Genomic DNA, 12,489 nt, shown 5'->3' with positions numbered 1-12,489 from the left:
TTCATGGTCTTCCCCGCGCGTGAACCGAAGGAGTGATCCATGCAGGTCCTGGTCCCGAATCCCCTGTCCCCCAAGGCGCCCGCGCCTCGTGGCCGCCCTGCCGCGTCGGCGGGCAGCGCCCGTGCCGTCTCCCTGGCCGGCGCCACGGCGGTGACGCTGGCGGCGCTGCTGGTCGCCGGCTGCGCCACGCCGCCGCCCCCACCGCCGCCACCCGCCCCGGTGGCCGCCGCGCCGCAGGCGCCCATCGTCATCGGGCCGCCGGTGGCCGCACCGGCGCCCGCGCCGGTCGCACCCGCGCCACGCCCGGGCGGCAGCGTGGCCGGCCAGGCCCGCACCTTCTCGACCCAGCTGGCCACCTACACCGCCACGCCCTTCGACGTGGTGCCCGGCTGGCAGCGCGACGACTTCGTCGACAGCTGGTCGGCCTTCCTCGACAGCTGCAAGGTGCTGGTGCGCCGCGGCCAGCAGTGGCAGCAGGTGTGCGCGCGCGCACGCCAGGTGGACGGCGCCAGCAATCCGGCCATCCGCAGCTTCTACGAAAGCGAATTCGCGGCCTACCAGATCCGCGACGACGACCGCCGGCCCGACGGCGTGGTCACCGGCTACTTCGAGCCCGAGATCGAGGGCAACCGCAGCTACTCGCCGCCCTTCATCTACCCGGTCTATGCGCAGCCGGAGGACATGCTCTTCCTCGACACGCGGCGCCTGCCCGCCGGCAACGGCACCGTGGCCGCGCGGCTGAACGGCCGCAACGTGGTGGTGCAGACGGGCCTGTCGACGCGCGACATGGGCGCGCCCGGCCTCTATGCGCTGGACCTGTCGCAGATCGTGCGCGACACGGTGGACCGCAAGGCCCGCCTGCGCGTGGAGGGCCGCCAGCTGGTGCCCTACTACACGCGCGCCGAGATCGAACGCCTGGGCGTGCCCAATGCCAAGGTGCTGGCCTTCGTGCGCAGCGCCACCGAGCTGTACGAGATGCAGGTGCAGGGCTCGGGCCGCATCCGCCTGCCCGACGGCCAGACCGTGCGCGTGGGCTATGCCGAGCAGAACGGCCAGCCCTTCCGGCCCACGCTGGCCAAGGCGGCCAACGGCAAGGCCAAGACGGCCGTGCGCACCCGCGGCTCGGCCGTCGAGCTGGAGGTGGACGACGACGATGCCGACGAGACCGACACCAGCGCCGTGCGCACGCGCGGCTTCGCGCTGGCGCTGCCGGCCCGCAGCGGCCCGGTGGCCGTGCCGGGGCAGCGCACGCCCGCCGCGGCGGCGACGGGCACCGGCATCCAGGATCCGAGCTACGTCTTCTTCAAGGAAGTGCCCACCAGCGCCGACGGGCCGGTCGGCGCGCTGGGTGTGCCGCTGCAGCCGGGCCGCTCCATCGCGGTCGATCCACGCAGCGCGCCGCTGGGCTTTCCGGTCTTCGTCTCCACGCGCCAGCCGGGCACGGGCACGCCCATGCAGCGCCTGACCATCGCGCAGGACACCGGCGGCGCCATCCGCGGCGCGGTGCGGGCCGACTACTTCTTCGGCAACGGCCGCCAGGCCGCCAACCAGGCGCGCCGCATGAAGGAGCGCGGCCAGCTCTGGCTGCTGCTGCCGCGCGGCCTGACGGTGGCCGCGGCGACCACGGGCGGCGGCTCGGTGCGCACGCGGGGCGCCAGCCTCGCCAACTGCGTGGTGCCCGACGACGACACCTGCTCCGACGACCAGTAGGCCATGCAGAACACCCTCTCGTCCGAAGACAGCGCGGAGCTGGTGCGCCTGTGGCGCCGCCGGCAGACGCTGGCGCCGCACGAGATGGGGCGCATGTACGGCATCGTCGGCACGGCCCTGGGCGATTGCCATCCGCCCGAACTCAAGGCCCTGGGCGAGGGCAGGCAGGAGCTGGTGGCGCAGTTCATCTACCTCAAGGTGCTGCGGCTCGACGCCGACCCGGAGGAGGGCGAGGAGGAGGGCGGCGCCAGCGTCCCCGACCGCGCCGCGCACAGCGCCCCGTCCACCGCCTTCGCCCTGTGCGCCTACTTCCGCCGCTACCTGATCGACTGCACGCGGGCCACGAGCTTCCGCCGCAAGCTGTCGCTGGGCGAGGAGGTGAGCGACGAGCAGCTCGACGCGCACCTGCGCGGCCACCGTGGCGCCGCGGGCGATGCCGCCGGTTGCCTGGCCGAGCATGGCCTGAGCATGGCCGGCGTGGCCGAGGCGGCGCGCCGCTTCATCGCCGGCCTGGGTGAGCCCGAGCGGCTGCTGCTGTGCGAAGGCTTCGGCCGCGAGGCGCCGCTGTCGGGCGTGGCCGCGCGCCATGCCATCGCCTCCTACCACTACCGCGCCGGAAGGCTGGGCCTGGTGCACCGGCGCGAATCGCTGCCGGCGGACTACGGCCGCACCCTGCTGGGCGGCTGGATCGCGCAGACCCTGGGCATCGCCATCGAGCCCGGCAACATGGACGCGATCGGGGCGGTTTTCGAAATCCTCGGTGCTGAGGCGTCCTCCTCCTGACGACATAGACCATCAGGACGGATGCCATGCGCCCCCTCGACCTCTGGCCCCCGCTGGCCCACATCCGCAGCACGCTGGAAGGCCCGCCGGCGCGCCGCCCCGCCGCGGGCCCGGCGCGCGAGGACGCGGGCGTGGACGCCGGCATGCCCACGTCCGCCGACCTGCTGCTGCCGCTGACCGAGCTGGCCCGCCGCCGCGAGGCCCTGGCCGCCCGCGGCTTCGGCGCGCGCTGGGCGCCCGGGCGGCTGCTGTCGGTGCTGTGCGAGGGCCGCCTGCTGGGCGTGCTGCTGGACCGCCTGCTGCCCGACGGCCGCTGGCAGGGCTGGCTGGCCGCGGGCGAGGCCGACTGGGCCGGTGCCTGGGACGTGCTGCTGGAGCCTCAGGACGAGCCCTTCGAGCCGCTGTTCGGCGTGGTGCAGGCCTGGAACCCGGTCACGCTGGTGCCCGCGCCGCCGCTGTGCGCGCGCGTGCTGGGCGAGCTGTCGGCCACGCGGCTGGCGGCCATCCGCACCGTGGCCGACGAATGGGCGGCGCAGCGCGTGGGCGCCCCCGCGGGCGCCGTGCCCGCCACCCCGCCCGCGCCGGGACAGATCGCCTTGCGTGACGTGGCCGGCTGCTTCACGGTGCTCACCGGCACGCCGCTGGCGCCCGAGGGCGATCCGCGGGCCGACTACCAGGTGCTCTACCAGCAGGCCGCGCGGCGGCTGGCGCAGTCGGCGGCGCCGGCCGCGCTGGCGGGGCGCACGCAGGCGCGTTCCGCGGCGTCGCCGGCGGGCGGCCAGGCACGCAACGGCGGCCGCGAGGATGATGCCGGCCCGCTCGGGCGCTTCCTGCGCCGCCTGGGCGGGGGCGGCGGCAGCTTCCGCGGCACCTGGGGCCCGGCCCTGGCCGTTCTTGCGCTGGTGCTCGTGGTGCAGAACGCCGGCCTGCTGCCGGCGCTACACGGCAGCGATGACGACGCCATGCGCCTGCGCGATGCGCCGCCCACGGCCCCCGCCGCGCCGCAGGCCGACGCGCGGGTGCGCTGGAAGCCCGGCACCGACATGGCCGAGGCCACGCGCCTGCTGCAGACGGCCGGCGCCCAGGTCGTCGGCGGGCCGGACGGGCAGGGCCGCTGGTCGCTGCGCCTGCTGCAGCCGCAGGACGGCCTGGCGGTGCTGCGTTCCTCGCCGCTGGTGGACGCGGTCGAGCTGCCCTGAAAGCCGCCCTCATGCGCCGTCTCGCCCTGCTGCTCCTGCTCGCATTGGCGGCCCTGCCCGCCACGGCCGTGCAGCGCGCGCTGCTGGTGGGCGTCTCGGAGCTGCCCTTCCAGCCCCAGAACCTGTGGCTGCAGGCCCCGCGCAACGACGTGCTGCTGATGCGCGAGGTGCTGCAGCAGCAGGGCTTCGCGCCGGCCGACATCGCCACGCTGGCCGACGGCGTGCCCGGCGCGCAGCCGCCCGACAGCCGCGCCATCGGCCAGGCGTTGCAACAGCTGCTGGCCCGCTCGGGCCAGGGCGACTTCGTGCTGCTGTACTTCTCGGGCCATGGCACGCGGCTGCGCGACACGGCCAAGCGCTACCAGGAGCCCGACGGCCTGGCCGAGAACTTCCTCGCACGCGACGTGCGGGGAACCATCGGCGGCGGACGCGCTCTGAACGGCGGCGTGCGCGACGTCGACGTGGACGGCTGGATCCAGGCCTTCCTCTCGCGTGGCGTCTTCGTGTGGGCGGTGTTCGACACCTGTTCGGCCGCCTCCATGACGCGCAGCACCCGTGCCATCGACAGCCCCGACCCCGGCCCGCCGGACGACGAGGTGCGCTGGCGCGGCGTGCGACCCGAACAGCTGGCCGGCGGCGATGGCGCCGCGGCCCCCCCTCTGCCCGCCGCGCCGGCTACCGCCGCCGTGCCGCGTGCCCGCTACGTGGCCTTCTTCGCTTCGGAGAGCCACCAGGTCACGCCCGAGCTGCGCCTGCCGCGCGGCGATCGGCAGGCCCGTCCGCACGGACTGCTCACCTGGGCCCTGGCCCAGGGGCTGCAGCGCCGTCCCGCCACCTGGCGCGAACTCTTCAACGACGCGCTGGCGGCCTACCCGCCGGTCATCGACGAGCTGGAGCAGCGCTTTCCGCAGCGCGAGCTGCCCTCGCCGGTGGCCGAGGGCAGCCTGGACCTGCCCCTCTTCGACAACAGCACCCGCCCGCGCAGCACGCAGCCGGCCTGGCCCGCCCAGCGCGCCGGCGCCAGCCTGTCGCTGGACGCCGGCCTGCTCGACGGGCTGGAGGCGCAGCAGCCGGTGACGGTCACGGCCGTGCTGCCCGACGGCAGCGCCCGCAGCGCCACGGCCCGCCTGCAGGAGGCCACGCTCGCCCAATCGCGCCTGGCGGTGCCCGACACCCTGCAGGACGCCGCCGGCGGCGCGCTCTGGAGCGTCGCACCGGTGGAGCCGCCGCCCTCGCTGGTGCTGCGCGTGCGCGCTGACCGGGCCCTGCCCGCCGGCATCAACCTGGACTATCCGGCCGCCATCGAGTCGGTCGATGGCGACGCCGACCTGCTGTGGGCGCCGGCCGGCCGCGCGGGCCAGCGGCTGTCCCCGCTGTCGGCCGACGCGGCGCGCTGGACGGGTGCCGTGCCCGCGCCGCCGCCGCTGACCAGCGATGCCGCCGTGCGCCGGCGGCTGGAGCTCATGGCCCAGCTCAAGTGGTTCGAGCGGCTGCAGCAACTGGCCGACGGCCGCCGCGTGGATGGGCTGGACCTGGCCATCGAGACCTGGGAAGGCGAGCGCCTGGTGGCCAGCCGGCCCCTGCCGGTGGACAGCGTGCTCGCGCCGGCCGAGGGCCAGCGCCTGCGCCTCTTGGTGCGCAACGCCAGCGGCCATTCGCTGGACCTGGCCGTGCTGGCCCTGGACGCGCAGGGCGGCCTGTGGTCCGTCTACCCGGGCGAGGCCGGCGAGGCCAACCGCTTCGAGCGCGGCCAGCCGCAGTCGCCCGCCATGAAGCGCTTCGACCTGCCCGCGGGCGGGGCCGGCCGGCTGCTGGTGGTGGCCAGCCCGGCACTGCCGCAGAGCGCGCCGCGCCTGTTCGGCCTGTCGGCCGCCGCCCCGCTGGCGGACCTGCGCGTGCGCGGCCAGGCGCGGCCCGACCGCGAGCGGCAGGTGCTGGCCGTGGCCGTGCGCTGGGGCGCGGCCCGGGCGCCCTGACCCGCCATCTCCCCTTTCCGGAACACGAGGAACACCATGTCATTCAACCAGGACCAGCAGATCGACGCCGACGAGGCGCTGCGCATGCTCGAACTCTCGCTCAACCGCAGCGACAACATCGACGTGGTGATGACCATCGAGAGCAAGGGCAACCCGATCGAGGGCGAATCGCTCCGGCTCTTCGGCGATGGCAAGAAGCGCATGGCGGTGCTGGGCTACTTCAGCGCCGTGCGGGCCGATGCGGCGCCGGGCGGCACCAAGTCCAAGCTGAGCATGAACGCCATGCTGATCGTGCGGCGCTGCGACGCGGCCACGGCGTCCATCGCCAACCTGATCAAGTCGCAGGCCAGCGATGCCAAGGTCGTGCTGTCCTGCTTCAAGGCGTCCGGCGACTCCTCGAAGGAGCAGGAGTCGACGCTGGAGATCGCGCTCAGCGACGCCCGATTGGCCAACTATGTGCTGGTGACCGGCGGCAGCGTGGGCTTTCCGTGCGAGATCCTGGCCTTCGCCTACCGCAAGCTGAGCATCGCCTCCGCCCCGCAGCTCGACGACGGGCGCCGCGGCGCCATCCGCATGGCCGAACTGGGCTGACCGTCCCCGATCCCCGTCCACCAAGGAGCCCCGAATGAGCACCCCCGAAGAACTGCTGGCCGCCCACGACCCCGCCGGCGCCCTGGCCGCCCTCACCGCGCAGGTGCGCGCCAGGCCGGCCGACATGAAGCTGCGCGTCTTCCTGGCCCAGCTGCTGTGCGTGCTGGGCCAGTGGGAGCGGGCGCTGAACCAGTTGAGCGTGGCCGCCGAGATGGATGCCGCCGCCATTCCCATGAAGCAGATGTACGGCGAGGCCATCCGCTGCGAAGGCCTGCGCGCCGAGGTCTTCGCCGGCAAGCGCACACCCATGATCTTCGGTCAGCCCGACGAATGGCTGGCGCTGCTGGTGGAGTCGCTGCTGCGCATCGGCGCGGGCGATGCCGCGGCCGGCGAGCAGCTGCGCGAGCGCGCCTTCGACGCGGCCCCCGCCACCTCGGGCACGCTCGACGGCCAGCCCTTCGAATGGCTGGCCGACGGCGACATGCGACTGGGCCCGGTGCTGGAGGCCTTCGTCAACGGGCGCTACTACTGGGTGCCCTTCTCGCGCCTGGCGGCCGTCAAGATCGAGGCGCCCGAAGACCTGCGCGATGCCGTGTGGATGCCCGCGCACCTGACCTTCGCCAACGGCGGCGAGGCGCTGGCCCTGATCCCCACGCGCTACGACGGCAGCCAGGCCAGCAGCGACGGCGCGCTGCAACTGGCACGCAAGACCGAATGGCAGGAGCGTGCGCCCGAGGTGTGGACGGGCCTGGGCCAGCGCAGCTTCAGCAGCGACGCGGGCGAGCATGCGTTGATGGACGTGCGCGAGATCGTGTTCGACGTCGTGATGGACGCCGGCGCGGCCGAGACCGGCCAGGGCGACGCCGTGGACGCCGCCCAGGACAGCGCCGCCGGTGGCTGAGCCGCGCGACATCGCGAGCGCGCAGGAGCGCCTGCAGCCCTCGCTGCTCGACCGGCTGGTGGACCTGGAGCCCGGCCGCGAGCGCGAGGGCGACGACCAGCGCACGCTCACGCGCCAGGCGCTGCGCGCCGCGGTGCTGCGCGACCTGGCGTGGCTGTTCAACGCCACGGGCGGCCTACGGGGCCTGGACGAGCGCCGCCATCCGCAGGCGGCGCGCTCGGTGCTGAACTACGGATTGCCTATGCTGTCCGGCCAGTTCACCTCGTCGATCCAGCGTGTCAGCATGGAACAGGCGCTCAAGAACGCAATCCTGCAGTTCGAGCCCCGCATCCTGCCCCGCACCCTGGAAGTTGAACTCGTCATGGAAGGCTCGGCCCTGGACTCCCACAACCGCGTCGGTCTGCAGATCCGCGGCATGCTGTGGGCGCAGCCGGTGCCGCTGGAGTTCCTGATGCGAAGCCGCATCGACCTGGAAGAAGGGCGCGTCGACATCGAGCAGGCCACGCCACCGCGCTGAGGGCACACCATGGACCCCCGGCTGCTGAACCTGTACGAGCAGGAGCTGCGCTACTTCCGCGAGAGCACGTCGGAGTTCGCACGCACCTTCCCCAAGATCGCGCACCGCCTCGGCCTCGAAGGCCAGGAAGTGGCCGACCCCTATGTGGAGCGGCTGATCGAGGCCACGGCCTTCCTGGCCGCGCGCGTCAACCTCAAGCTCGACGCCGACTACCCGCGCTTCACCGGCCACCTGCTGGACATCGTCCATCCGCACTTCCTGGCCCCCACGCCGGCCATGACGGTGTGCGCCTTCGACGTCGACCTGGAAGACGCCAACCTGGCCCGCGGGCCGGTGCTGCCGCGTGGCAGCGGCCTGCGCGCGCGGGCCGCCAGCGGCCAGAACACGCACTGCGAGTTCCGCACGGGGCAGGACCTGCGCGTGTGGCCCGTCGCGCTCACGCAGGCCCAGTACTTCAGCTATGCGCCGGACCTGCCGCTGGCGCGGCATCCACGCGCGCGCGACATCCGCGGCGGCCTGCGCTTCACGCTGCAGGCGACGGCCGGGCTCAACTTCAGCCAGATCCCCATGGACGCGCTGCTGCTGCACTTCGCCGGCGCGGATGACGTGGCCTGGCAGTTGCACGAATGCGTGCTCAACCGGCCCGTGGCCGTATGGCTGCGGCCGCTGGGCACGCCCGCGGGCGGCGCCACGACAGCCGGCCTGCGCGAGCTGCCCGGCAGCACGGTGCAGGAGTGCGGCTTCGACGACGACGAGGCGCTGCTGCCGGTCACCCACACCGGCTTCTCGGGCTTCCGGCTGGTGCAGGAGTACTTCGCCTGCCCAGAGCGCTTCCGCTTCGCGCGGCTCACCGGACTGGCACCGCTGCTGGCGACCATGCCGGTCGCCGAGGTCGAAGTGGTGATCCTGTTCTCGCGCGGCGACGCGGCGCTGGAGAAGCTGGTCGGCCCCGACACCGTGCGGCTGAACTGCGTGCCGGCCATCAACCTCTTCCCCAAGCGGCTGGACCGTGTGCAGGTGGGCGAGGGCGTCAGCCAGTTCCACCTGCTGCCCGACCGCACCCGGCCGCAGGACTTCGAGGTGCACTCGGTGACCGAGGTCGTCGGCCACAGCGGCACGGTGCAGGGCGAGGGCGTGCAGGAGCAGCGCTTCCTGCCTTTCTATGCGGCCTTCCACGGCAGCCGCCATGTGCACCCGGCCTACTACACCACCACGCGCGAGCCGCGCCTGCTGTCGGCGCGCCAGCGCAGTGAGGGCCACCGCAGCAGCCACATCGGCTCGGAGGTCTACCTGCAGATCGTCGATCCGCAGGAGGCGCCCTTCCCGACGCAGCTGCGGCAGCTGGCGGTGTCGGCATTGGTCACCAACCGCGACCTGCCGCTGCTGCTGCCGCAAGGGCGCGACAACGACTTCGAATGCATGGACGCCTTCCCGGTGCAGCGCGTGCGCATGCTGCGGGCGCCGTCGCGGCCGGTCTCGCCGGTGGTGCAGGAAGGCCTGGGCTGGAAGGTGATCGACCACCTGGCGCTCAACTACCTGTCGCTGGCCGACAGCTCGCCCCAGCAGGGTGCGGCGGCGCTGCGCGAGATGCTGCAGCTCTATGCCTCGCATGCCGACGAGTCGCGCCAGGCGCAGGTGCGCGGGCTGCTGTCGGTGCGCACGCGCGCGCTGGTGCGCCGCCTGCCGCTGCCGGGACCGATCGCCTTCGGCCGCGGCCTGGAGGTGGCGCTGGAGGTGGAGCCCACGGCCTTCCACGGCGGCAGCGTGTTCCTGTTCGGCGCCGTCATGTCGCGCTGGCTGGCGCGGCATGTGGAGGTCAACCATTTCGTCGAGACCGTGCTGCACGCCGCCGGCCGCGGCGAGCTGATGCGCTGGAGGCCGCAGTGCGGGACCCGGGCGATCCTGTGAGCACCGGCGGTGCACCCGCAGCCGCTCCGGCCGTGGCCACGCCCGTGCCGGCGCCGGCGCGCGCGGGCGCGGCGCAGCTGCTGGCCGCGCGTGCCGAGCAGGCCTGGGCCTACGACTACTTCGCGCTGATGCGCCGGCTGGAGGCGACCGACCTGTCGGCCCCGCGCTGGGGCCATGCGCTACGGCCCTCGGCCGAGCCGGTGCGCGTGGGCCAGGAGCCCTCGCTCGCCTTCGCGCCCGCGGGGCTCAGCCGCTTCGAGCTGCCGCAGGGCGATGGCCGGCCACCGCTGATCCGCCAGCATTTCTTTGCCTACGTGGGCCCCAACGGCCCGCTGCCGGTGCACCTGTCGGACTTCATCCGCGAGCGCGCGCTCAACCATGGCGACCGCACCTGGCTGGCCTTCCTCGACACCTTCCTGCACCGCTTCGCGCTGCAGTTCTACCGGGCGTGGTCGCAGGCCCGGCCCGCACCGGGCATGGACCGGCCGGGCGAGGACCCTTTCCGCCACCGCGTGGGCGCGCTGGTCGGCATCGGCGGTGCGGCCCGGCAGCAGCGCGACGACGTGCCGGACGACGCGCGCCTGCATTTCTCGGGCTGGCTCGCGCGGCGCGTGCACAGCGCCGAGGGCGTGGAGCGGGTGCTGTCGGGCTTCTTCGAGGTGCCCGTGCAGCTGGAGCGCTGGGTGGGCCACTGGATGACCCTGCCCGAGGACGAGCTCACGCGCCTGGGCGCGAGCAACCCCAACACCGCCTCGCGCACGCTGGGCCTGGGCGCCGTGCTCGGCCGGCGCGTGTGGGACCGGCAGCACAAGGTCTGCCTGCACCTGGGCCCGCTCACGCTGGATCAGTACCGCCGCTTCCTGCCCGACGGCAGCGCGCGCGGCCCGCTGGTGCGCTGGGTGCAGCAGCTGCTGGGCGGCGAGCTGGACTGGGACGCGCGCCTGCTGCTGCAGCGCGCCGAGGTGCCGCCCACCCGGCTGGGCAGCGGCGCGCGCCTGGGCTGGACCAGCTGGGTCGGCAACCGGCCGCGCGCGAACCACGCGGTGGACGTGCGCATCGCCGGTCCTTCGCACCTGTCCTCCATCGTCGCTGCGCCCGCGGCGGCCCCTGCCCACATGGCCTTGTGAAAACAGCGGCCGCCGTTCGTTCTGTCTCTACTGGAGAAACCCATGAGTGAAATCAGCCGCACCGCCCTCTTCGGCAAGCTGAATCCCCTGGCCTACAAGGCCATCGAAGGCGCGACGGTCTTCTGCAAGATGCGCGGCAATCCTTATGTGGAGCTGGAGCACTGGTTCGCCCAGCTGCTGCAGAACCAGGAGAGCGACCTGCACCGCATCGTGCAGCACTACGGGCTGGACATCTCGCTGCTGGCCAAGGACGTGACGGCTGCGCTGGACCGCCTGCCGCGCGGCGCCACCGCCATCAGCGACTTCTCGCCGCACATCGAGAACGCCATCGAGCGCGCCTGGACCTATGCCACGCTGCAGTTCGGCGAGGCGCAGGTGCGCACCGGCTACATCGTGGTGGGCATGCTCAAGACGCAGAGCCTGCGCAACCCGCTGCTGCAGCTGTCCAAGCAGTTCGAGAAGATCAAGGTCGAGGACCTGGCTGCCAACTTTGCCAAGATCTGCGATGCCTCGGCCGAGGGAAAGATGCGCGCGCAGGACGGCACCGGCATGGGAAGCGGCACGCCGGGCGAGGACAGCGGTGCCATCGCGCCCGCCGCCATGGGCAAGGGCGATGCGCTCAAGAAGTTCACCACCGACCTCACCGAGCAGGCCCGCAGCGGCAAGATGGACCCCATCGTCGGCCGCGACGACGAGATCCGCCAAGTGGTCGACATCCTGATGCGCCGGCGCCAGAACAACCCCATCCTGGTGGGCGAGGCCGGCGTGGGCAAGACGGCGGTGGTCGAGGGCTTTGCCCAGCGCATCGCCCGCGGCGACGTGCCGCCCGCCCTCAAGGACGTGAAGCTGCTGGCGCTGGACGTGGGCCTGCTGCAGGCCGGCGCCAGCATGAAGGGCGAGTTCGAGCAGCGCCTGCGTTCTGTCATCGAAGAGGTGCAGGCCAGCGAGCAGCCCATCATCCTGTTCGTCGACGAGACCCACACGCTGGTGGGCGCGGGCGGCGCGGCCGGCACGGGCGATGCGGCCAACCTGCTCAAGCCCGCCCTGGCGCGCGGCACGCTGCGCACCGTGGGCGCCACCACCTGGGCCGAGTACAAGAAGTACATCGAGAAGGACCCGGCGCTGACCCGCCGCTTCCAGAACGTGCAGGTGGACGAGCCCGACGAGCGCAAGGCCATCCTGATGATGCGCGGCGTGGCCAGCACCATGGAGAAGCACCACCAGGTGCAGATCCTGGACGAGGCGCTGGAAGCCGCGGTCAAGCTGAGCCACCGCTACATCCCGGCGCGCCAGTTGCCCGACAAGAGCGTGAGCCTGCTGGACACTGCCTGCGCGCGCGTGGCCGTGAGCCTGCATGCCACACCGGCCGAGGTGGACGACAGCCGCAAGCGCATCGAGTCGCTGGAGACCGAGTTGCAGATCATCGGCCGCGAGAAGGCCATCGGCATCGAGGTGGCTGAGCGCGAGCAGGCCGTCAATGCCGACCTGGCCGCCGAGCGCGACCGCCTGGGCGACCTCGAAGGCCGCTGGGGCCAGGAGAAGGCGCTGGTGGACGAGCTGCTGGCCCTGCGCGCCAAGCTGCGCAGCGGCGGGCAGCCCGTCGACGTTCCTCCCCCTCCCCCCCTGGGGGAGGGCAGGGGTGGGGGCCCGGCGGCCTCCGCCGAGGGCGCGGCCCCCCCCCCCCCCCCCCCCCCCCGGGGGGGGGGGGGGGAGACCCCCCCCGCGGGGGCGGGGGGGGGGGGGCGCCGGGGGCGGCGCCTTTTACACACTACCCCAC

The 12,489-nt window shown here is 73.6% G+C and carries 10 protein-coding genes; all 10 read left to right on the top strand.

Annotated elements, in window-relative coordinates; all coding sequences use genetic code 11:
- Positions 1 to 39: 39 nt before the first annotated feature.
- Complete coding sequence (locus KBC94_RS26570; protein WP_294377761.1) at positions 40 to 1,710, top strand: MltA domain-containing protein; 1,671 nt, start codon at positions 40 to 42, stop codon at positions 1,708 to 1,710.
- A gap of 3 nt (positions 1,711 to 1,713) precedes the next feature.
- Positions 1,714 to 2,493, top strand: a complete 780-nt coding sequence (locus tag KBC94_RS26565; protein ID WP_294377756.1) for a hypothetical protein — start codon at positions 1,714 to 1,716, stop codon at positions 2,491 to 2,493.
- Between the two features lie 26 nt (positions 2,494 to 2,519).
- The gene (locus tag KBC94_RS26560; RefSeq protein WP_294377754.1) at positions 2,520 to 3,692 is read left to right on the top strand and encodes a hypothetical protein; all 1,173 of its coding nucleotides are present in this window, start codon (positions 2,520 to 2,522) and stop codon (positions 3,690 to 3,692) included.
- Positions 3,693 to 3,703: 11 nt separating this feature from the next.
- Complete coding sequence (locus KBC94_RS26555; RefSeq protein WP_294377751.1) at positions 3,704 to 5,668, top strand: caspase family protein; 1,965 nt, start codon at positions 3,704 to 3,706, stop codon at positions 5,666 to 5,668.
- Between the two features lie 36 nt (positions 5,669 to 5,704).
- Positions 5,705 to 6,259 (top strand): type VI secretion system tube protein Hcp, encoded by a 555-nt coding sequence (locus KBC94_RS26550; protein WP_294377749.1) that lies wholly within the window; start codon positions 5,705 to 5,707, stop codon positions 6,257 to 6,259.
- Positions 6,260 to 6,293: 34 nt separating this feature from the next.
- Positions 6,294 to 7,160, top strand: a complete 867-nt coding sequence (locus tag KBC94_RS26545) for a type VI secretion system accessory protein TagJ (protein WP_294377747.1) — start codon at positions 6,294 to 6,296, stop codon at positions 7,158 to 7,160.
- A complete protein-coding gene (gene tssE / locus KBC94_RS26540; protein WP_234197456.1) occupies positions 7,153 to 7,677 on the top strand; it encodes a type VI secretion system baseplate subunit TssE in 525 nt (174 codons plus the stop codon). The genes KBC94_RS26545 and tssE overlap by 8 nt, the downstream gene beginning before the upstream one ends.
- A gap of 9 nt (positions 7,678 to 7,686) precedes the next feature.
- Positions 7,687 to 9,585: a type VI secretion system baseplate subunit TssF gene (tssF, locus tag KBC94_RS26535; protein ID WP_294377743.1), complete on the top strand. Its 1,899-nt coding sequence runs from the start codon at positions 7,687 to 7,689 to the stop codon at positions 9,583 to 9,585.
- A 32-nt stretch (positions 9,586 to 9,617) separates the two neighbouring features.
- Positions 9,618 to 10,712 carry a type VI secretion system baseplate subunit TssG gene (gene tssG, locus KBC94_RS26530; protein WP_294377740.1) on the top strand — a complete coding sequence of 365 codons (1,095 nt, stop codon included), beginning with the start codon at positions 9,618 to 9,620 and terminating at the stop codon, positions 10,710 to 10,712.
- Positions 10,713 to 10,754: 42 nt separating this feature from the next.
- Positions 10,755 to 12,489: AAA family ATPase (locus KBC94_RS26525; RefSeq protein ID WP_294377738.1), on the top strand; the 1,735-nt coding region annotated here is incomplete at its 3' end.

This window comes from Pseudacidovorax sp., from assembly GCF_017991995.1.
GTDB lineage: Bacteria > Pseudomonadota > Gammaproteobacteria > Burkholderiales > Burkholderiaceae_C > Xenophilus.
The sequence above is the reverse complement of the archived record's forward strand: the minus strand, read 5'-3'. Positions and strand labels throughout refer to the sequence as shown.